General features: G+C 64.4%; 15 protein-coding genes and 1 pseudogene. 4 read left to right on the plus strand and 12 right to left on the minus strand.

Annotated features, from left to right (window positions below; all coding sequences use genetic code 11):
- Positions 1-30 precede the first annotated feature (30 nt).
- The gene (locus A9Z00_RS05070) at positions 31-3351 is read right to left on the minus strand and encodes a GH36-type glycosyl hydrolase domain-containing protein (protein WP_296975081.1); all 3321 of its coding nucleotides are present in this window, start codon (positions 3349-3351) and stop codon (positions 31-33) included.
- A 378-nt stretch (positions 3352-3729) separates the two neighbouring features.
- Between A9Z00_RS05070 and A9Z00_RS05075 the strand changes: the two genes are divergently transcribed.
- From A9Z00_RS05075 to A9Z00_RS05085, 3 genes are all read left to right on the plus strand, one after another.
- Positions 3730-5013, plus strand: coding sequence for a sugar ABC transporter substrate-binding protein (locus tag A9Z00_RS05075; protein WP_296975082.1), 1284 nt, complete (start codon positions 3730-3732; stop codon positions 5011-5013).
- An 81-nt stretch (positions 5014-5094) separates the two neighbouring features.
- The gene (locus A9Z00_RS05080; protein ID WP_296975083.1) at positions 5095-5976 is read left to right on the plus strand and encodes a carbohydrate ABC transporter permease; all 882 of its coding nucleotides are present in this window, start codon (positions 5095-5097) and stop codon (positions 5974-5976) included.
- A gap of 27 nt (positions 5977-6003) precedes the next feature.
- Positions 6004-6825, plus strand: a complete 822-nt coding sequence (locus tag A9Z00_RS05085; RefSeq protein WP_296975084.1) for a carbohydrate ABC transporter permease — start codon at positions 6004-6006, stop codon at positions 6823-6825.
- Between the two features lie 127 nt (positions 6826-6952).
- Here A9Z00_RS05085 and pyrE read toward each other — a convergent pair whose 3' ends face one another.
- From pyrE to lspA, 10 genes are all read right to left on the minus strand, one after another.
- Positions 6953-7627, minus strand: a complete 675-nt coding sequence (gene pyrE, locus A9Z00_RS05090; protein ID WP_483316269.1) for an orotate phosphoribosyltransferase — start codon at positions 7625-7627, stop codon at positions 6953-6955.
- Positions 7624-8358, minus strand: coding sequence for an orotidine-5'-phosphate decarboxylase (pyrF, locus tag A9Z00_RS05095; RefSeq protein WP_483316270.1), 735 nt, complete (start codon positions 8356-8358; stop codon positions 7624-7626). The genes pyrE and pyrF overlap by 4 nt, the downstream gene beginning before the upstream one ends.
- Positions 8359-8374: 16 nt before the next feature.
- A complete protein-coding gene (carB, locus tag A9Z00_RS05100; RefSeq protein ID WP_296975086.1) occupies positions 8375-11596 on the minus strand; it encodes a carbamoyl-phosphate synthase large subunit in 3222 nt (1073 codons plus the stop codon).
- Positions 11583-12728 carry a glutamine-hydrolyzing carbamoyl-phosphate synthase small subunit gene (carA, locus tag A9Z00_RS05105; protein WP_296975087.1) on the minus strand — a complete coding sequence of 382 codons (1146 nt, stop codon included), beginning with the start codon at positions 12726-12728 and terminating at the stop codon, positions 11583-11585. The genes carB and carA overlap by 14 nt, the downstream gene beginning before the upstream one ends.
- 48 nt (positions 12729-12776) lie before the next feature.
- On the minus strand, positions 12777-14060 hold the full coding sequence (locus A9Z00_RS05110) for a dihydroorotase (RefSeq protein WP_296975088.1): 1284 nt from the start codon (positions 14058-14060) through the stop codon (positions 12777-12779).
- A gap of 40 nt (positions 14061-14100) precedes the next feature.
- Positions 14101-15006 carry an aspartate carbamoyltransferase catalytic subunit gene (locus A9Z00_RS05115; RefSeq protein WP_296975089.1) on the minus strand — a complete coding sequence of 302 codons (906 nt, stop codon included), beginning with the start codon at positions 15004-15006 and terminating at the stop codon, positions 14101-14103.
- Positions 15003-15545: a bifunctional pyr operon transcriptional regulator/uracil phosphoribosyltransferase PyrR gene (gene pyrR / locus A9Z00_RS05120; protein ID WP_483316278.1), complete on the minus strand. Its 543-nt coding sequence runs from the start codon at positions 15543-15545 to the stop codon at positions 15003-15005. Before pyrR ends, A9Z00_RS05115 begins: the two co-directional genes overlap by 4 nt.
- Positions 15546-15981: 436 nt before the next feature.
- Positions 15982-17217 (minus strand): LL-diaminopimelate aminotransferase, encoded by a 1236-nt coding sequence (locus A9Z00_RS05125; RefSeq protein ID WP_296975091.1) that lies wholly within the window; start codon positions 17215-17217, stop codon positions 15982-15984.
- 140 nt (positions 17218-17357) lie between these two features.
- A complete protein-coding gene (locus tag A9Z00_RS05130; protein ID WP_296975092.1) occupies positions 17358-18311 on the minus strand; it encodes an RluA family pseudouridine synthase in 954 nt (317 codons plus the stop codon).
- Positions 18268-18813: a signal peptidase II gene (gene lspA / locus A9Z00_RS05135; protein ID WP_296975440.1), complete on the minus strand. Its 546-nt coding sequence runs from the start codon at positions 18811-18813 to the stop codon at positions 18268-18270. Before lspA ends, A9Z00_RS05130 begins: the two co-directional genes overlap by 44 nt.
- A 230-nt stretch (positions 18814-19043) precedes the next feature.
- Between lspA and A9Z00_RS05140 the strand changes: the two genes are divergently transcribed.
- The gene (locus tag A9Z00_RS05140; RefSeq protein ID WP_296975093.1) at positions 19044-19787 is read left to right on the plus strand and encodes a TraR/DksA C4-type zinc finger protein; all 744 of its coding nucleotides are present in this window, start codon (positions 19044-19046) and stop codon (positions 19785-19787) included.
- A 416-nt stretch (positions 19788-20203) separates the two neighbouring features.
- Here A9Z00_RS05140 and A9Z00_RS05145 read toward each other — a convergent pair.
- Positions 20204-20446: pseudogene (locus A9Z00_RS05145) on the minus strand (DUF5665 domain-containing protein); the annotation flags it as partial.
- Positions 20447-20559: the final 113 nt, after the last annotated feature.

Here is a 20559-nt window from a genome sequence, read left to right on the forward strand (position 1 = left end):
TTGTCGTATTGCCTCCGGGACAAGTGAAAATCAGGCAAAAACCTCGATGATATTCCATTGATTCGTCCGGAGTCCGGCCAAATCCTCCTTCGCGACGCGGAGGCCGCCCCGGCGGTACATCCCGGGCAGCGGACACGCGGGAACTTCGCGGCCGTTGACGACCACCCTTCTGTCCGCGGCGTTCAGCCGATAGACGAACCGGACCGGCGCCCCGTTCCACATGAATTCGAACTCGAGGCCGTCCAGCCGGCCGGGAAGGACCGGATCGATCACGAGATCGCCCCCGAGCTGCCGGATGCCGAGACAATTGGCAATCAACTGGTTGAGATAAATGCCGGGACCGCTGGAGTAGATCCGCCATCCGCCCTTCACCGCCGCCCGTCCCGTGCGCAGCTCATCGAAGCGCCGCTCGGCCTCGTAGCGGGTGTTGAATTTCCCGTCGGAGCTGCTGAAATAGACGTTGCTCTGCCTGGGCTCCGCGTTCGGCACGACGCTGCGGAGACCGACCGGATTGACCTTCAGCAGCCCGTTCCAGGCCTCCTCCGCGTTGCCGAGCTTCGCCATGGCCTCGACGAACCGGATATGCGCATGCACGTATTGCAGCCCGATCTCCCGGCCGAAGTTCGCCGCCTGTTCGGCCCGCCTGAAATGGACGCTGTTGCCCCCGTCATAGTGCGCCGGACGGTCCATGAGACGCACGCCGTCCGGATGATACAGCTTCTCCCGAATGACCGCGCAGTGGTATTCCGCCTGTTCGCGGGTGAAGACCTCGGAGATGATGCTCTGCTGCATCGGCAGCAGGCGGTACCGGATGCCGGTCTTCCGGTCGTCCGGATGCAGCATCGGCTCCGCTTCGCCCGGCTTCTCCATGTAGATGAATCCCGGCACCACATCCGTCCGCATGATCAGGCGCTGGAAATCTTCGTATATGCCGTCGGCCAGCGCGGCCAGCTCGCGGGCCCATTCCCCGTCTTCCGCGGGCAACCCTTCGGACAGCTGGCGGATCGCCTGATAGGTGAGCGCCACCGTCCAGCTCGAGACCATGAACCGCTTGAGCTGCCGGTTCGCCGGCTGCAGCGTGTCGTCCCAGTCGCCGTCGCCGTAGGCGGACAGCCGCGTTCCGTGGAGGAAATGCCGCTCGATGTAGGATACCGCCTTGCGGACGTGGTCCCGGATCGCCTGATGCGCTTCGGTAAACGCGAAGGTTCCCCGCACCGTGTACGGCACCCGCTCGTCGAGAATCGACGCGTCGCCGGTGGCGAGCAGATAGTCGCCGAGCACCTTCAGCGGCCAGACGATGATGTCACCGTGGCTTTCCTCCTGCTGGATCGCGGCGTACCGGTCGAACATGAACCACTGCGGCCAGTTGCCGTCGTCCTCATACTGGTGGGAGAATACGATCTTCAGGATGTCCCGCACCACGCCGAAATGCTGCGTGGCCGCGAAATATTCCGCCGGCCCCTGGCACACGTCCCGCGTTCCCCAGGCGGCGCCGCCGTACTGCTCGAGGCCGTGCGGAACCGAGAAGTGCACCAGCATGTTGTGGGTGAACCACCAGGCGGCGGCGTTCATTTTCTCCAGCTCCGGCGTCTCTTCGCCGCGCAGGGTGAGGCGGAATCCCCGCATGACGGACGCGAGGAACTCCCTGTACCGCTCCGCTTCCCGCTCCGGGCTGCGCTTCGCAACCGGCAGCTCTCCTCCGTGCAGCAGCCCCTGCATCGTCAAGGTCCAGCAGGCGGAATCCCGGATGGTCAGCACGACCAGCGAAGCGGCGCCGGCCGCCGCGTCGGACACCTCCAGATCCGCGCCGTCCAGGAACAGCCGGAACGCCAGGTCCGGATAATGCTTCGCGCTGAGCGCCCGCGGGTCGGCGCGGAACACCAGGCATTGCCCGTCCCGCTCCATCCGGAACGGAAGATCGTATTCGTGATCGTTCATGACCACCTGATGCGTCACGAGATAGCGATATTTTTTCCCTTTCAGCGATTCCACCCGCAGCACCGCTTCCGGCGCGTCGGCCGCCGTGAAATTCGTCACGACGAGGGTGTCCGTATCGAGCTTGTACGTCCAGCGGGCGACATTGAATCCCATCTCGAACATCGACGGCATGGCGAGCAGGCGGAAGACGCCGCCGATCTCCACGTAAATCCTCTGCCCCGACAGTTTCGGCACGTTCAGCGCGTTGCGCGTGTTCGAGAGGAACTTGTGGTACGTCGTGTTGCCGACCGTCATCTGCGAGTTGAAAACGCCGTACATGTACGAGGTCGTCGACAGCACCTGCTCGGTGACCCGGTCGTTTCCGCCGCTCATCAGAATGATGCCGTGGGGCCGTTCGACGAGAAGCTCCTTCTCCTTCAGCACGACATGCTCGTACCGGTCCGTGAAGAACGACAGCAGCCGTCCGTTCTCCCGCTCTTCCTGCAGGCGCCGCGGGAAAAGCGACGCGATCTCTTCCTCCGTCATCGGAAGCGGCCGCAGCGGCTCGCCGAACGGGAACGGCGGCGGAACCTGACAGATTCGCGTCCAGGGTCCCCCGTCCCCGGCCTCGCAACGCTTCCACGCGGCTTCCACCGCATCGCCGTATTCCGGCTCCCGGACCGTATCCGGATGATCTTCCCGGAACAGGCCGTAAAACACGACGCGCGCCTCGCCGTCGAGCTTGACCCGCTCCGATTGCAGCGCGATGTAGGCAAATTCGTACTGGTAAACCTCGTTCGCCAGATTTTCCCGCCCGAGCGCCTCCGGTTCATTCGTCTCCTTGTAGGACAGCCCGTAAAATTGGAAGCCGTCCGTCGTGAATCCGCGGCAGCCCGTCAGGCAACCCTGTTGTACGTACGGCCGTTTTCCGTCCTGCGGCAGGTTCTGCCGCGAGCAGACGACATATCCCCTTCGCCCGTCGCGGAACGCCTTGTGGTCAATGTACTGGGACACGTACGCCTCGTTGCTGCGGACCGCCCCCTTCGCCGCCAGACCGAGATCCTGGCCATAGATGACGTCGACCTCTTCATCCCGGCCGCGGAGCCGGACGTCCCAGAACCAGACGCCCGCTTCGTCGGCGGTAAAGACGACCCGGTAGTCAACGGTGCCGAATGCTTTTCCTTCGAATGCGATTCCCCGGCTCCCGAAGCTGACCCGGCTTCCCGACCGCGCGCCGACCAGCGGCTGCGCGAGGATGCCCCCGGGGCGATGGACGCGAAGATACAGATTGTTCAGCGATCCGTCCAGCGGCGAAGACAACAACTGATTGATCATGAGGTTTCCGCAGGCGATTTCATGGAGATCGCCGCTGGTCCAGAAGGTGAAGCGGATATCGCCGGCATTCACCGTATGTTTGGCGTGTGCTGCCTTCAAGCGTGCATCTCTCCTTGCGATGGGGTGATACTGGGGATGAAGTCCGACGGCGCAAGCGGAACGCAAGTGAAACGTTTCGTATTCATCCCTTGTTTCGGTAAAAGTTCGAACATTGTCCATCACATTATAGAAACGTTTCACCGGCCATTATACTTGAATTTTTTCGCGAAATAAAGTGTTGAATGTGATGCCTTCCTGCGCTATAATGTGAGTCGAAACGTTTCGATGAAACCGTTTCACTTTTCCGGAAGCCGATGGGACAAAAAGGGGGGAGCGGGGACGCGGGAGCGTAACCACCCGCGACTGCGATTGGTACGGTGACGCAGCCACAACTCGGACGAATGACATCATGCTGAATCGGGGAGGATCTATTTGAGGATGAGAAGAAACAAGCGCTTCGCATGGATGGCCGGTATGCTCGCCCTGATTCTGGTCCTGGCCGGATGCGGCGGATCGAAAAACTCCGGAAGCAACGGCGGCGGGACGTCCGGCGATGCGGCATCTTCCGGCAAAAAAGTGAAAATCAGCGTATGGGCCATGGGCGATGAAGCGAAACAGCTCCCGTCCATCGCCGAGGAATTCATGAAAGAAAATCCGGACATCATCGTCGAAGTGCAGGCGCTGCCTTGGGCGAACGCCCACGACAAGCTGCTGACCGCCGTCGCGTCCAAGAGCGGTCCCGACGTCATTCAGATGGGCACCACCTGGATGGCGGAATTCGTCAATGCCGGCGCGCTGAAGGATCTGACGCCCTACATCGACCAATACCCGGAACTCGCGCCGGAGCAATTCTATGAAGGCGCCGTAGGCACGACGAAGTTCGGCGACAAAATCTACGGCATTCCGTGGTACACCGAGACCCGCTTTCTCTACTATCGTTCGGACCTGCTCGCGGAAGTCGGTTATGCCGAGCCGCCGAAGACGTGGGACGAGCTCCGCGACGCCGCGAAAAAGCTGGCTGAACGCGGCGAAGGCAAATATGGTCTCAGCATCGACATGAACGAACAGTCCCTGACGTTCATGTTTGCACGGCAGAACGGATCCAGACTGCTGGACGAGAACGGCAAGCCGCTGTTCAACGAGCCCGAATTCCGGGAAGCCGTTGAATTCCTGAAGGGCTTCTTCGATGACGGTTCCGCGCCGCTGGATCTCGGCCTCGATGCGGTGCAGGCGTTCGCCGGCGACGGCATCGTGCCGATGTTCATCAGCGGTCCCTGGATGATCAACATTATCCAGACGCAGGCGCCGGATCTGGAAGGCAAATGGTCGGTCGCTCCGCTGCCGGCGAAGAAGAACAATCTGTCCGTCCTCGGCGGATCGAACCTGACGGTGTTCGAATATTCGAAGCATCCGGAAGAGGCGCTGGCCTTCATCCGCTATATGAGCAAGAAGGAAACGCAGGTGAAATGGAACGAACTGACCAAGTCGCTGCCGGCCAACATCGCGGCCTGGGACGAGGTTCCGGCCCTGCACGAAGATCCGAAATACCAGGCGATCCGGGAGCAACTGGAACATTCCGAGCACCTGCCGATGATCGTCCAATGGGAGAAAATCGCGCAAACGTACCTTGAATCGTTCGAACGGATCGTCCGCGCCGATGCCGACATCCAGGCGGAGCTGGACGCGTTCAACGCGGAAGCCGAACGGATCCTGAGCAAGTAATCGCGGAATCCGGCCTGCCGGTACCCTTCACCAGCCGGCAGGCTTCTCTTGTATCCCGTTCCGTCAAAGGAGCAGCTACGCATGAAAATCTTTACGCCCCGAAGTGCACCCTATCTTTTCATCGCTCCGGCCCTGATCCTGCTCTTTCTTTTCTCGCTGCTTCCGATCGTGATTGCGCTCGTCATCAGCTTCACGGACATGGATCTGGCCGGACTGACGGACTACTCGAACATCCGCTTTGTCGGATTCGACAACTATGCCGACATCCTGCGGGACGCCTCGTTTGTGAAGGCGATCGGCAACACGCTCTTCTACGTCGTGTTCGGCGTGCCCTTCGTCATCCTGTTTTCGCTTTCCGTCGCGCTGCTCATCAATTTCGGCAAGTCGCGCGTGTTCGACGTCTTCCGGGCGGCGTTCTACATGCCGTCCGTCACGAACGTGGTGGCGGTGGCGGTCGTCTGGAGCTACCTGTACAACCCGTCGCTCGGGCTGTTCAACACGATCCTGAACGCCGTCGGCCTGCCCGGCGTCCGCTGGCTGCAGGATCCGGTCATCGCCAAAATCTCGCTGATCATCCTGGCGCTCTGGCGGGCGATCGGCCTGAACATGCTCATTTTCCTCGCCGCGATCAAGGGCATTCCGAAAACGTATTACGAAGCCGCCCAATTGGACGGCGCCGGCACGTGGAAACAGATCCGGTACATCACCGTTCCGCTGCTCAAATTCGCGATTTTCTTCGTCACGGTCACGACGCTGATCGGCTGGCTGCAGTTCTTCGAAGAGCCGTTCGTCATGACCGACGGCGGCCCGCTCGAAGGCACGATGTCCGTCGCGCTGTTCGTCTACAAGAACGGCTTCCAGTTCAGCGAATTCGGTTATGCGGCGGCCGGATCGTTCATTCTGTTCTTCGCGATCATCGTGCTCACGCTGCTGCAATTCAAGTTGCAGCGCCATGAAGATTGAAACCGGAGGGAAGGCAGGTTGGGCGTCATGACGACGAGACAGAAAGCGATGCAGTGGCTGGCGGGCATATTGCTGGCCGTCGGGGGATTCCTGATGGTGCTGCCGTTCCTCTGGATGATCCTGTCCTCCTTCAAGCCGGAGACGGAATTCGCCCGCTTTCCCCCGACGCTGTGGCCGGAGACGTTCACCCTCGGAAACTTTGTCGAACTGTTCGGGCGGATGAACTTCGGCGTGTATCTGCGGAACACGCTCATCATCGTGTTTTTCTCGTTCATCGGCATGTTCTTCAACGCGATGGCCGGTTTCGGATTCGCGAAGTACCGGTTCAGGGGCCGGGACCCCTTGTTCTATCTGGTGCTCGCCACGCTCATGATTCCGGGACAGGTGACGATGATTCCGGTCTATCTCATCCTGAACAAGATGGGGTTGACGAACACGATGACCGGCATCATCCTCCCCTCGCTGGTCGGCGCATTCGCGATCTTCCTGTTCCGGCAATTCATGTCGACGATTCCCGACGAGCTGCTGGAGGCGATGCGGCTGGACGGAGCCGGCGAGTTCCGCATTTTCCTGCAAATCGCCCTTCCGGTATCCGCCTCCGTGCTGGCCGTGCAGGGCATCCTGACGTTCATCGCCGGGTGGAACAGCTTCATCTGGCCCCTGATCATCGCCAACGACGAGAACCTGTACACGCTCTCCGTCGGCCTGCAGCTGCTCAAGGGGCAATACGGCAGCAACTACGGTCTGCAGATGGCCGGCTCTTCCTTCATGGTCGTGCCGATCCTGATCGTGTTCCTGATCTTCCAGCGTTATATCATGGACAACTACACCATATCGGGCATCAAATGATCCCCGCCAGTGCCCGCACGTCTGGCTCCCTGAAAAAAAACCCCGGCGCCGATGGCGCCGGGGTTTCAATTTGCGGGACGGCTTTCCAACCCGAACGAATCTTCCATCCCGAACGAACCGTCCGGATTCAGGAGGGCGGTGTGAACCGTGCGGCGTAGCCTTCCGGATCGATCCGCCAGTTCCGCAACATCTCCGCGTCTTCTTCCGTGACGGCGCCCGTCTTCAACGCCTCCTCCAACAGCACGCTGTAAGATGAAAGCGTCCGGAGCGGGATGCCCTGCTCGGCGAACGCCCGCGCCGCCCGCGGAAATTCGTACGTGAAGATCGCGACCGTGCCGAGCACCTCGCATCCCGCCTCGCGCACGGCCAGGGCCGCCCGCAACGAGCTGCCGCCGGTCGATACCAGGTCTTCGATCAGCACGACCTTCAGGCCGGGCCTCACGACGCCCTCGATCTGATTCGTCTTGCCGTGGCCCTTCGGTTTCTCGCGCACATAGAGCATCGGCAGCCCGAGCCGCTCCGCCGTCCAGGCCGCGTGCGGAATGCCGCCCGTCGCGATGCCGGCCACCGCCTCGCAGTCCGGATGGCATTCGCGGATGACCGACGCGAATCCGTCCGCGATGAGGCTCCGCACCTCGGGCCAGGACATCGTCAGCCGGTTGTCGCAATAAATCGGCGATTTCAGCCCGGACGACCAGGTAAACGGCTCGTTCGGACGCAGCTCGACCGCCCCGATGCGGAGCAGCTCGCGGGCGACGGCGCGGGCCAGCTGCCCGCCGTCCGACGGTTGTGCCTGGATCACGCTCCGATCAACTCCTTCAAGATGGATTCGAACGCCGCGCGCGGATCGGGCGCGGCCGTGATCGGACGGCCGATCACGAGATAGTCCGCTCCCGCCTCCAGCGCCTCGCGCGGCGTCGTGATCCGCGCCTGGTCATCCGCCGGAGCGGAAGCCGGACGGATGCCCGGCGTGACGGCGAGAAAGCCGGCGCCGCAGGCCGCCTTCACCGCGCGCGCTTCCCGCGCCGACGCGACGACGCCGTCGAGGCCGGCCCGCTTCGCCAGCAACGCGTAGCGGACGACCGCCTCCTCCGGCGTGCCCGGGATGCCGATTTCCCCGTTCAGCACTTCCCGGCTCGTGCTGGTGAGCTGCGTCACCGCGATGACCCGCGGCCGCGGCCGCCCGCCGGACGCGGCTTCGGCGCCTTCCAGCGCCGCCTCCATCATCCGGACGCCGCCCGCCGCGTGGACGTTGAACAGGTCGACGCCGAGCCGGGTCAGGCTCATCGCGCCGCCCTTCACCGTATTCGGAATGTCGTGCATCTTCACGTCGAGGAAGACGCGATAGCCCCGTTCCTTCAGCCCGGCGACGAACGCCGGGCCGGCCGCGTAGAACAGCTCCATGCCGACCTTCAGCCAGCAGGGGATGCCGTCGAGCGCCCGGATCAGCGACTCCGCGGCGGCCGCGTCCGGCCGGTCCAGCGCGACCATGATGCGCGCCGCCGCTTCATCCCGCGTCAGCGTCAAGTCCATCGCCCCCGTCTGTCCGTCATGGCCGCTGAAGCGCCGGCATCGGCCGGGACGAGAAGCTGATCGCCTGCAGCATCTCGAGGAGCGCCCGCACCGTGTCGAGCGACGTCAGGCAGACGACGCCGTTCTCGACCGCCTCGCGCCGGATGCGGAACCCGTCGCGCTCCGGCGTCCGACCCTTCGTCAGCGTGTTCACGACGAACTGCGCCTTGCCGCTGCGGATGAGGTCGAGGATGTTCGGCGAGCCTTCGCTCAGCTTGTTCACCCGCGTCACGTGCATGCCGGCGCGCTCGAGCGCGTCGGCGGTGCCGCCCGTCGCGTAGATGCTGTAGCCGAGCTCGTAGAAGCCGCGAAGAATTTCCACCGCTTCCGCCTTGTCCTTGTCGGCAACCGTCGCGATGATCGATCCGGTCGACGGAATGCGCATGCCCGCGCCGATCAGCCCCTTGTAGAGCGCCTTCGCGTACAGCTCGTCGCGGCCCATCACTTCGCCCGTCGATTTCATCTCCGGCGTCAGCGTCGGGTCGACGCGCCTGAGCTTCGCGAAGGAGAAGACCGGCACCTTCACCGAGACATGCTTGTCCTCGGGCCACAGCCCTTCCTTGTAACCGAGATCGGCCAGCTTCCGGCCGAGGATCGCCTGCGTCGCGAGGTTCGCCATCGGCACGTTCGTCACCTTGCTGAGGAACGGCACCGTGCGCGACGCGCGCGGGTTCACCTCGATGACGTACACCTGCTCCTGGTGGATGACGAACTGGATGTTGATCATGCCGATGACCCTGAGTTCCTTCGCGATGCGGATCGTGTAGTCGACGATCTGTCGCTTGACGTTCTCCGACAGCGACTGGGGCGGGTACACCGCGATCGAGTCGCCCGAGTGGACGCCGGCCCGCTCGACGTGCTCCATGATGCCGGGAATGAACACCGTCTCGCCGTCGCTGATCGCGTCGACCTCCGCTTCCTTGCCCAGCATGTAGCGGTCGATCAGCACCGGATGCTCCGGATTGATCCTGACGGCCTGCTCCATGTACTCGAGCAGCTCCTGGTCGGAGTAGACGATCTCCATCGCCCGGCCGCCGAGCACGTAGGACGGGCGCACGAGCACCGGATAGCCGAGGCTTCGGGCGAGCCCGACCGCCTCGTCGACCGACGTGACCGTGCCGCCCTTCGGCTGCGGGATGTCCAGCCGGCGGAGCAGCGCTTCGAACCGCTTGCGGTCCTCCGCCTGGTCGATGCTGTCGAGATCCGAACCGAGGATGCGCACGCCGGCCTTCGCCAGCGGCTCGGCCAGGTTGATCGCGGTCTGGCCGCCGAACTGGACGATGACGCCGACCGGCTGCTCCTGCTCGATGACGTTCATGACGTCCTCGAAGAACAGCGGCTCGAAGTAGAGCCGGTCGGACGTCGAGAAGTCGGTCGACACCGTCTCCGGATTGTTGTTGATGATGACCGCTTCATAGCCGGCCTTGCGGATCGCCCAGACCGCGTGGACGGTCGAGTAGTCGAACTCGATGCCCTGCCCGATCCGGATCGGGCCGGAGCCGAGCACGACGACCTTCGGCTTGTCCGTCCGGACGGCTTCGTTCTCGGTTTCGTAGGTCGAATAATAGTACGGCGTCGTCGCCTCGAATTCGGCCGCGCACGTGTCGACCATCTTGTAGACCGGCTGGATGCCGAGTTCGAGCCGGTACGCCCGGACCGCCGCCTCGTCGGCGTGCGGGTCCGACGGATTCGCCTCGCGCCGGAGCTCCGCGATCGACCGGTCGGCGAAGCCGAGCCGCTTCGCCTCGTACAGCGTCTCCTTCGTGAGGCCCGGCTCCGACTTGATCCGCTCTTCGAACCGGACGATGCCCTCGATCTTGTCGAGGAACCACCAGTCGATCTTCGTCATGTCCTGGATGTCCTGCAGCTTCCAGCCGCGGCGGAACGCTTCGGCCACGAGGAAGATGCGCTCGTCGTCCGGCGTGACGAGCCGCTTGCGCAGCGTCTCGTCGTCGAGGCCCTCGACTCCCCTCAGATGGAGGCGATGCGCGCCGATTTCGAGCGAGCGGACCGCTTTCAGCAGCGATTCCTCGAACGTGCGCCCGATCGCCATCACTTCGCCGGTCGCCTTCATCTGCGTGCCGAGCTTGCGGTTCGCGGTCGTGAATTTGTCGAACGGCCAGCGCGGAACCTTCGTCACGACGTAGTCGATCGCCGGCTCAAACATCGCGTAGGTCCGGCCCGTCACGGGATTGACGATTTCGTCGAGCGTGTAGCCGACCGCGATCTTCGCCGCCATCTTGGCGATCGGGTACCCGGTCGCCTTCGACGCGAGCGCCGACGAGCGGCTGACCCGCGGGTTCACCTCGATGACATAATATTGATAGCTGTACGGGTCGAGCGCGAACTGGACGTTGCAGCCGCCTTCGATTTTGAGCGCGCGGATGATGCTCAGCGCCGCCGAGCGCAGCATCTGGTACTCGCGGTCGGACAGCGTCTGGCTCGGCGCGACGACGATGCTGTCGCCGGTATGGACGCCGACCGGGTCGATGTTCTCCATGTTGCAGACGACGATGCAGTTGTCGTTCGAATCGCGCATGACCTCGTATTCGATCTCTTTCATGCCGGCGATGCTCTTCTCGATGAGGCACTGGCCGATCGGGCTGTAGCGCAGGCCCGCCGCGACGATCTCGCGCAGCTCCTCCTCGTCGCGGCAGATGCCGCCGCCGGTGCCGCCGAGCGTGTAGGCCGGGCGGACGATGATCGGATAGCCGATGCGGTCCGCGAATTCCACCGCCTCCGCGACGCTCGTCACGATCGTGCTCTCCGGAATCGGCTGCCCGAGCTCGCGCATCAGCTCACGGAACTTGTCGCGGTCCTCCGCCCGCTCGATCGACTCGAGCTGCGTGCCGAGCAGCTTCACGCCCTCGCGTTCGAGGATGCCCGCGCGCGCCAGCTCCACCGCCATGTTGAGCCCGGTCTGCCCGCCGAGCGTCGGCAGGAGGCCGTCCGGCCGCTCCCGGCGGATGACCTGCGTCACGAAGTCGAGCGTGATCGGCTCGATGTAGACCTTGTCGGCCATGTTCGTGTCCGTCATGATCGTCGCCGGGTTGCTGTTGATCAGGATGACCTCGTAGCCTTCCTCGCGGAGCGCCTGGCAAGCCTGCGTGCCGGCATAGTCGAACTCCGCCGCCTGGCCGATCACGATCGGTCCGGAACCGATGACGAGGATTTTCTTCAGGTCGTTATTTCTGGGCATGCATCAGTTCCCCTTTCAGCGTCTCCGCAAGAATGACCTGGCGCGGCCTGCGCGGATTGCGGCGCTTGTGCTCGCGGATCATCGCGAGAAATTCGTCGAACAGGTAGCTCGTATCGTGCGGTCCCGGTGACGCCTCCGGATGGTACTGGACGGAAAACGCCGGATATTTCGTGTGCCGGAGCCCCTCGATCGTCTTGTCGTTGTTGTTGATCTGCGTGATTTCGAGTCCGGTGCCGGGAATCGAGTCCTCGCGCACCGCGTAGCCGTGGTTCTGCGACGTGATGAAGCAGCGGCCGGTCACGAGATCCTTCACCGGATGGTTGCCGCCGCGATGGCCGAACTTCAGCTTCTCCGTATCGGCGCCGCAGGCGAGCGCGAGCAGCTGATGGCCGAGGCAGATGCCGAAGATCGGATATTCGCCGAGCAGCTCGCGGATCGTCTGCACCGCGACGCCCACATCCTTCGGGTCGCCCGGCCCGTTCGAGAGCTGGATGCCGTCCGGATTGAGACGGCGGATCTGATCGGCCGGCGTGTCGTACGGCACGATCATGACGTCGCAGCCGCGCCGGGTCAGTTCGCGCAGGATCCCGCTCTTCGCGCCGAAATCGATCAGCACGATCCGCTCGCCGCCGCCCGGTACATTGATGAAGCTCTTCGTCGACGTGCGCGCCACCTGGTCGCGCAGAAGCGGCGTCGCGTTCAGCCGCTCCATCAGCTCCTCGACGGGCTCGTTCCCGGTCGTGATGATGCCCTTCATCGTGCCGTGATGACGGATGATGCGCGTCAGCATCCGGGTGTCGATCTCGCAGATGCCCGGGATGCCCGCTTCCTTCAGCAAGACGTCGAGCGGAATCTCGGCGCGCCAGTTGCTCGGCACCGGCTCATGGCGCCGCACGACGAAGCCGTGGACGTAAGGGATGATGCTTTCGAAATCGTCGCGAGTGACGCCGTAGTTGCCGATGAGCGGATAGGTCATCGTCACGATTTGCCCGCAGTAGGACGGGTCGGACAACACTTCCTGATAGCCGGTGATGCCGGTGTTGAACACCACTTCGCCGACGACGGACCCTTCCGCGCCGAACGAGCGTCCGGTGAACAGCGTGCCGTCTTCCAGCAGCAATCTTGCCTGCATCCGTATCACTCCCTGATTGACGATATCGGTATTCCGTCTTCGCGTCCGTCAGTCCGCCCGCCATACCGTGCGTCCGGCGACGATCGTGCGCACCGGCCAGCCCGCAAGGCGCCGGCCGGCAAACGGCGTGTTGCGGCTCTTCGAGAGGAATTTCGCCGGATCGACCGTCTGCTCGAGCCCGAGGTCGACCAGCACGAGATCGGCGGGCGCGCCGGGTTCGAGACGTCCGGCCTTCAGGCCGAACACCCGGGCCGGTTCGCTCGTCATCTTGCGCAGCAGGAAGCCGAGGCACCATCGGCCGGTCCTGACGAACGTCGTGTAGAGCAACGGGAACGCCGTCTCGAAGCCGACGATGCCGAACGGCGCGAGCTCGACGCCCTTCGCCTTCTCTTCCTCCGCGTGCGGCGCGTGGTCGGTCGCAATGATGTCGATCGTGCCGTCCTCGAGCGCCTCGACGACCGCCTGCACGTCGCGGGGCGTCCGAAGCGGCGGATTCATTTTCCAATTCGGATCCATGCCGGGGATGTCCTCGTCCGACAGCACGAGATGGTGCGGGCAGACTTCCGCCGTCACGCGAACGCCGAGTGATTTCGCGAGCCGGATGAGCCGCACCGACTGCTCCGTGCTGACGTGGCAGACGTGATAGTGGACGCCGGTCGCCTCCGCGAGCAGCACGTCCCGGCCGACGTGGATCGCCTCGGACTCGTTCGGGATGCCCTTCAGCCCGTGCCGGCGGCTGAACGCGCCTTCGGTCGCCCAGGCGCCCTCGACGAGCGAAGCGTCCTCGCAGTGCGCGATGATCGGCAGCCCCAGCTCGCGGGCGCGGATCATCGCTTCTTTCATCACCCGGGCGCTCTGCACGCCGACGCCGTCATCCGAGAACCCGATCGCACCCGCCGCTCTGAGCGCCGCAAAATCGGTCAGCTCGCGGCCGAGCTGTCCCTTCGTGATCGCCGCGATCGGCAGCACGTTGACGACGCCTTCGCGGGCCGCCTTGTCGAGGATGTATCGCACCGTCTCCGGCGTGTCCGTCACGGGGCGGGTGTTCGGCATGCAGGCGATCGTCGTAAAGCCCCCCCGCGCCGCCGAGCGCGTGCCGCTCGCGATGTCTTCCTTGTGCGTAAAGCCCGGATCGCGCAGATGGGCGTGCATGTCGATGAATCCGGCCGACACGAGCAGTCCGGATGCGTCGATCGTCTCGGCGCCGGAGGTGTCCGGCTCGCCGTCCCGCACGATCCCGGCGATCGTCCCGCCTTCGATGCGGATGTGGGCCGTCCGGAGTCCGCCGGCCTCTTCGTCCCAGATGTTGCCGTTCACAATCCACAAGGTCATGGCTTGCAATCGATCTCCCTTCGCCGCGGCCCGGCCGGCATCATCCGCGCAGCGCCCGCTCGATGACGGCCATGCGGACCGGCACGCCGTTCGCCATCTGCTGGAAGATGCGCGACTGCGGATGCTCGACCAACTCGTCGTCGATTTCGACGCCTCGGTTGACCGGCGCCGGATGCATGATGATTGCGTGCTTCGCGATCTTCGCCGCGCGCTCGACCGTCAGGCCGTATTGCTTCCGGTATTCCTCCGCCGACCGGATCATGCCGGTCTCGTGCCGCTCGAGCTGGATGCGCAGCATCATGATGACGTCCGCGCCCAGCGCCTCGTCCATCGTCACGTAGGGCGCGTCGAGCTCCGGCGCCTTCAGGTTCGGCGGCGCGCAGAACCAGACCTCGGCGCCGAATTTCCTGAGCGCCCACAGGTTGGAGCGGGCGACCCGGCTGTGCAGGATGTCGCCGATGATCGCGACGCGCAAACCCTGCAGCGTACCGAAGTGCTTGCGCATCGTGTACAGATCGAGCAGCGCCTGCGTCGGGTGCTCGTTGTTGCCGTCGCCGGCGTTGATCAGCGGCACGCTGACGCGGGCGGCGATCTCCGGCAATACGCCGACCGGCCGGAGCCTGATGATCCCGACGTCGATGCCGATCGACTCGAGCGTCCGCACCGTGTCGTAAATCGACTCGCCTTTGTTCACGCTCGAGACGGCCGCCGAGAAATTGAGCACCTGCGCGCCGAGCCGCTTCGCCGCCATCTCGAACGAGAACCGCGTCCGCGTGCTGTTCTCGAAGAACAGATTCGCCACGACCGCATCGGACGCCACGTTGTGGATCTTCTTGCCGCTCGCTTCCCAATACTGCGCCCGGTCGAGGATCGATTCGATCTCTTCCCTGGACAGTTCCTTCACGCCGAGCAGGCTCCGCTGCCTCAGTTTCGCCGCCGTCGTCATCGCGCGCGCCCTCCTGTACCGTATATCGCCACCATGTCCGTTCCGTCCACTTCCTTCAGCGACACGCCGATCGATTCGGAGCGGGAGGTCGGCACGTTCTTGCCGACGTAGTCCGGGCGAATCGGCAGTTCGCGGTGGCCCCGGTCGACGAGCACCGCGAGCTGGATCGTGCGCGGCCGTCCGACGTCCATGATCGCGTCCATCGCCGCCCGGATCGTCCGTCCCGTGTAGAGGACGTCGTCGAACAGGATGACGTGCCGGTCGTGGATCTCCGCAGGATCGAGCCCGGACTGCGCCCGCGCCCGGCCCGGCTCCGCGATGTTCCGCTCGCCGCGGTCGTCACGGTACGGCGTGATGTCGAGATCGAACGCGGGCACCGGCTTGCCCTCGATCTCTTCGATCCGTTCCGCCACGCGCCGCGCAAGATAGACGCCGCGGGTGCGGATGCCGGCGAACACGCAGCCGTCTATGCCTTTGTTTTTCTCCAGAATCTCGTGCGCGATGCGCGTGAGCGCCCGACGAATCGCGTTCTCGTCCATGATGACGTGTCGAATGTCGTCCAATGCCGTCACCTCCGCCCGAGTCGGGGCATGAAAAAACTCCCTGCGGGAAGCCGCAAGGAGTCAGATCGCACCACACATTGACCCGAAGCGCACGACGGCGCCGCCGGATCCATGCCTGTCCGATATGCCGAAACCTTGTCAGCCTCACGGGACTGAATTAAAGGTTCATTTTGTTCATTGTCCGTATTATGCCACTTCGACATGCCGAAGTCAATATCCCGCGGCCCGCACGTCCCCGAAACGGCGAAAATCCGCGGCGGTACGGGGACAGCGCTGCCGCCCGAAGGGACCGGAATCGTCCTGCACCCGGACGAACATCCCGGATGCCGGACCTGCGCCCGCCATCCCGCCGGAATGCGGGAAGAAACGGACCCGGCCGCAGGACCCGCTTCCCCGCATGAATCCGTGATCGCTACCATTTGAGCTTCGCGATCCGTTCGACCGCCCGCTCCGTGTTCTCGCGGCTGCCGAAGGCCGACAGCCGGAAATAGCCTTCACCGGCCTGTCCGAAACCGACGCCCGGCGTGCCGACGATGTGCGCTTCCCGCAGCAGCTTGTCGAAGAACGCCCAGGAGTCGTAGCCGTCCGGCGTCTTCAGCCAGATGTACGGCGCGTTGACGCCGCCGCAAGCCTCGATGCCGGCTGCCCGGAGCCCCTCGCGGATCAGTTGCGCGTTCGCCATGTAGTAGTCGACGAGCGCGGCGATCTGCGCTTTCCCCTCCGGCGTGTAGAGCGCCGCCGCGCCGCGCTGCGTCACGTAGGAGACGCCGTTGAACTTCGTCGTGTGGCGCCGGTTCCACAGATCCGCGACGACGACGTCGCCGCCCTCGTCGTCCTTCGCCTTGAGGTCCCGCGGCACGACCGTATAGGCGCAGCGCACGCCGGTGAAGCCGGCCGTCTTCGAGAAGCTGCGGAACTCGATCGCCACTTCCCGCGCACCCTCGATCTCGTAGATGCTGTGCGGCACCCCGTCCTCGCGGATGAACGCCTCGTACGCGGAATCGTACAGGATGATGCTGCCGTTCTCCTTCGCGTAGTCGACCCACCGCTTCAGTTCGTCCCGCGTCAGCGTCACGCCCGTGGGATTGTTCGGATAGCAGAGATAGATGAGGTCGACCTTCCGCCCGGGCAGCGACGGCTTGAAGCCGTTCTCCCGGCTGCAGGTCAGGTACACGATGTTCCGGTACCGGTTCGTCTCCCGGTCGTACGCGCCCGCCCGGCCCGCCATGACGTTTGAGTCCACATAGACCGGATAGACCGGGTCCTGCACCGCGACGACGGCGTCCTGGCTGAAAATCTCCTGGATGTTGCCCACGTCGCATTTCGAACCGTCGCTGACGAACACTTCCTCCGGCCGGACGTCGATGCCCCGATCCCGATAGTCGTGGCGGGCGATCGCCTCCCGCAGGAAATCGTATCCCTGCTCGGGACCGTAGCCGCGGAACGTCTCCTCCCTCGTCAGCTCGTCGACCGCGGCGCGCATCGCGGCGGCCGCCGCTTCGGGAAGCGGCCTCGTCACGTCCCCGATGCCGAGGCTGATGATGTCCGCCTCCGGATGTTCCTTCTGGAATGCCGCCCGCCGTCGCGCGATTTCCGAGAACAGATAGCTGCCCCGCAATTCCTTGTAGTGCGGATTGATCCTGGCCACCGGGTTCATCACCTTTCGTCGGGCCGCATCCTGGCGCGGTCCCCGGCCCGTGCTGTCTTCCAGCATACCGTCCGGCAGCGCGGATCGTAATGGAATAATCCCTCGAAAATTTGTACTCTTGCGGCATTCCACCCGGTCCTTTACCGGCTTCGCAGCATCTCCAGAATGCGCCGGAAATCTCCGGGGATCGGCGATTCGAAGCGCAGCCGCTCGCCCGTCCGGGGATGGACGAATCCGAGCACGGCGGCGTGCAGCGCCTGCCCGTCCAGCGGCACGGTCTTCGCCCGTCCGTAGACGGGATCGCCGGCCAGCGGATGGCCGATGTATTTCATGTGGACCCGGATCTGGTGCGTGCGTCCCGTCTCGAGCTCCAGCCGCACCAGCGTGTAGTCGCCGAACCGCTCCATGACCGCGAAATGCGTCACGGACGGCTTGCCGCCGGCCGTCACGGCAAACTTCTTCCGGTCGTGCGGATCGCGTCCGATCGGCGCGTCGATCGTGCCCCGGTCGTGCGGAAGGTTGCCGTGCACGAGCGCGATGTAGACCCGCTCGACCGTGTGCGCGCGAAGCTGTTCCGAGAGCGAAAGATGCGCGAGATCGTTCTTTGCGGCCATCAGCAGTCCGGACGTGTCCTTGTCGATCCGGTGGACGATGCCCGGCCGGAGCCGCCCGTTGATGCCGGACAGATCCCGGCAGTGATGGAGCAGCGCGTTGACCAGCGTTCCCGACGTGTGGCCGTGCGCCGGATGAACGACCATCCCGCGCGGCTTGTCGACGACGATCACGTCGCCGTCTTCGTAGACGATGTTCAGCGGTATCGGCTCCGGCCGGATGTCGGCGTCCTCGGGCTCCGGCGGCGTCACCGCGACGACGTCGCCCGGCGCGAGCCGGTAGTTCGGCTTGACGGGCTGCCCGTTCACGGTGACGGCGCCCGCGCGGATCCATTCCTGAACCTGCGTGCGCGAGACGCCTTCCTCGGCGGATTCCGCCACGAATTTGTCGATCCGCCCGCCCGCCTCCGCCTCCGTCACGACCCACTCCTGGGTCCACTCATCGTGCGGGCTCGTCGGCTTTCTGTCCGCTTGCGAAGTCATGGGAATGTCCTTCTCCGTCTCCTTCCGACGCGCTGTGCGCCTTGCGCTGTTCCCGGCGGATGTCCAGCACCGCGTCGAGCAGAATCAGGGCGACGCCGGTCGTGATGCCCACATCCGCCACGTTGAAGATCGGGAACGTGTAGCTGCCGAAATTGAACTGCAGAAAATCGATCACATGGCCGTACAGCACCCGGTCGACGAAGTTGCCGAGCGCCCCGCCGAGCACCAGCCCGAAGGCCGTGAGCAGCAAGGGCCTCCCGGTCCGCCGGTTTCTCTCCGTGTACCAGATGATGCCGATGACGACGAAGATCGTGATCACGATGAACAGCGTCCGGGCGCCGGGCAGCATGCTGAAGGCCGCCCCGTCGTTCAGCACGTGCGTGATGAGGAAAAAGTCTCCGATGACGCTGATCGTCTCTTTCAAGGGCACATTCGCGTCAATGATTTTCTTCGTCAGCTGGTCCAGAAAAAACACGACCGCCGCAACGGCATAATAGCGCAAATGCTTCACTTCGCGTCCCTCCGCCCCGTGATCGAATCGGCTTTCCGCCGAATCGCTCCGCAATGCCGCATGTCCCAATCATTGTATCACAAGTGCGCAGTCCCGCTCCACACCCGGACAAGGAATATTTTTCCTTTCCTTCAACCCGATACCTTGCCGACTGCCAGATAAAAATAGACCGCCGCGCGCAACCTACTGACCGACTGCAACGGTTGAAGGGAGCTGACCGCATGATGGCGTTCGAGGGCACGTTTGTGGCGGAGATGAGACGGAGGCTCGAGGCGGAAGCCGCCGAACTGGAGAGGCGGCTGAAGGAAAGCGAAAGCCGCGGCCTCGAAGCGGAGGCGCGGAGCGGCACGGGCGAGCTGTCCGTGCTGGACAACCATCCGGCCGACATCGCGTCCGAGACGTTCGAGCGGGGGAAGGACCTCGCGCTGCTCGAAGGCGACGAGCTCAAGCTGCGGCGCATCCGGGAGGCGCTCCAGGCGATGGACGAGGGCGTTTACGGCGTCTGCCGGACCTGCGGCGAGCCGATTCCGCGGGAGCGCCTCGAGGCCGTGCCCGAGACGCTGTACTGCGTCCGACATGCGCCGCAGCGGAACGAACCGGAGCGGCGGCCGGTCGAGGAAGAAGTTCTCATGCCCCCGTTCGGCCGGACCAGCCTCGACGGTCACGGCTCATGGAGCGGGTTCGACGGCGAGGACGCCTGGCAAATCGTCGAATCGTACGGTACGTCGGACTCGCCGGCGCTGGCGGAGAATCCCGGGGCGGATGACGAGCAGCTTGCGATCGAAGCGGAGGAGCACGAAGGATTCGTCGAGCCGATCGAAAGCTTCCTCGCGACCGACATCACGGGGCGGCACCGGACGGTCGTCCGCGGCCGGGCGTATGACGAGTATCTGGAGAAGGGCGAGGGCGAGCCGCTGCTCGAGCCCGATCCGGTGGTCGACATCCGGTTGGACGGAGAGTCCTAGACAAGGCGGGATCCGCCCGTTCGCGGTACGCCATACCGTTCATCGGTTCCAACCGGGGGGCGCGACCCGCGCCGCACGACACCCCATGTCGCGCCAAGCAGCAACAAGCCCGCGGCCAGCCCGGCCCAACCGTTCCCGGGCCGGGCGACGAACGCGCTGCGCGCCCAGCAGCACGATCGCCGGATGGCCGCGCCCGGTGCGCCTCGCGACCTCCCGAATAAGCAGCGCACCGCCTCTCGTACAGCGGCAACAACAGCACAAGCGCCGCGGCCAAATGCTGGATCGGGCTGCACCCCAGCAGGAACTCTCCCACCCACGGCGCCGGCCGGCAAGATCGGCCTCCGCTTCCCACGCTCCTCGACCGCTCCCTCCGCAAGGACTGTTCCTTCATCAGCAACATTTGCCGCCGACACCCGTCAATACGTCCGCCCCTCCAGCTGCCGCTGCACGATGCGCACGATGTCGGCGATATAGTCGCCGATGATCGGCAGGTTCAGCTTGCCGAGCATTTGCAGCACGTACAGGATCGTCGCGGCGAAGAACGTGAAGCCGATCGCGATGCCGACGCCCCGCGCCATGCCGGCGACGAGATTGCGCCAGATCAGCGACATCGGCCGGTTGAGCAGATCGACGTACTCCGATATTTTCGCCCGCTCGAGGCCGACCGACAGCCGGTCCAATTCCCTTGCCAGCCAATCCATCCGGTCGTTTCGGCCGCGGTCTTCCTCCCGCCGGGACGGTCCGTCGGCCTGTCCGAACCGGCTATCCGGCT

This window comes from Thermobacillus sp. ZCTH02-B1 (genome assembly GCF_002159085.1).
Taxonomy (GTDB): domain Bacteria; phylum Bacillota; class Bacilli; order Paenibacillales; family Paenibacillaceae; genus Thermobacillus.

Bases quoted from the DNA above. Each gene is read 5' to 3' on its own strand.
- A9Z00_RS05075 (WP_296975082.1), top strand. From the start codon at position 3,730: ATGAGAAGAAACAAGCGCTTCGCATGGATGGCCGGTATGCTCGCCCTG.
- A9Z00_RS05080 (WP_296975083.1), top strand. From the start codon at position 5,095: ATGAAAATCTTTACGCCCCGAAGTGCACCCTATCTTTTCATCGCTCCG.
- A9Z00_RS05085 (WP_296975084.1), top strand. From the start codon at position 6,004: ATGACGACGAGACAGAAAGCGATGCAGTGGCTGGCGGGCATATTGCTG.
- pyrF (WP_483316270.1), bottom strand. From the start codon at position 8,358: ATGGACTTGACGCTGACGCGGGATGAAGCGGCGGCGCGCATCATGGTC.
- carB (WP_296975086.1), bottom strand. From the start codon at position 11,596: ATGCCCAGAAATAACGACCTGAAGAAAATCCTCGTCATCGGTTCCGGA.
- carA (WP_296975087.1), bottom strand. From the start codon at position 12,728: ATGCAGGCAAGATTGCTGCTGGAAGACGGCACGCTGTTCACCGGACGC.
- A9Z00_RS05110 (WP_296975088.1), bottom strand. From the start codon at position 14,060: ATGACCTTGTGGATTGTGAACGGCAACATCTGGGACGAAGAGGCCGGC.
- A9Z00_RS05115 (WP_296975089.1), bottom strand. From the start codon at position 15,006: ATGACGACGGCGGCGAAACTGAGGCAGCGGAGCCTGCTCGGCGTGAAG.
- pyrR (WP_483316278.1), bottom strand. From the start codon at position 15,545: ATGGACGAGAACGCGATTCGTCGGGCGCTCACGCGCATCGCGCACGAG.
- A9Z00_RS05130 (WP_296975092.1), bottom strand. From the start codon at position 18,311: ATGACTTCGCAAGCGGACAGAAAGCCGACGAGCCCGCACGATGAGTGG.
- A9Z00_RS05140 (WP_296975093.1), top strand. From the start codon at position 19,044: ATGATGGCGTTCGAGGGCACGTTTGTGGCGGAGATGAGACGGAGGCTC.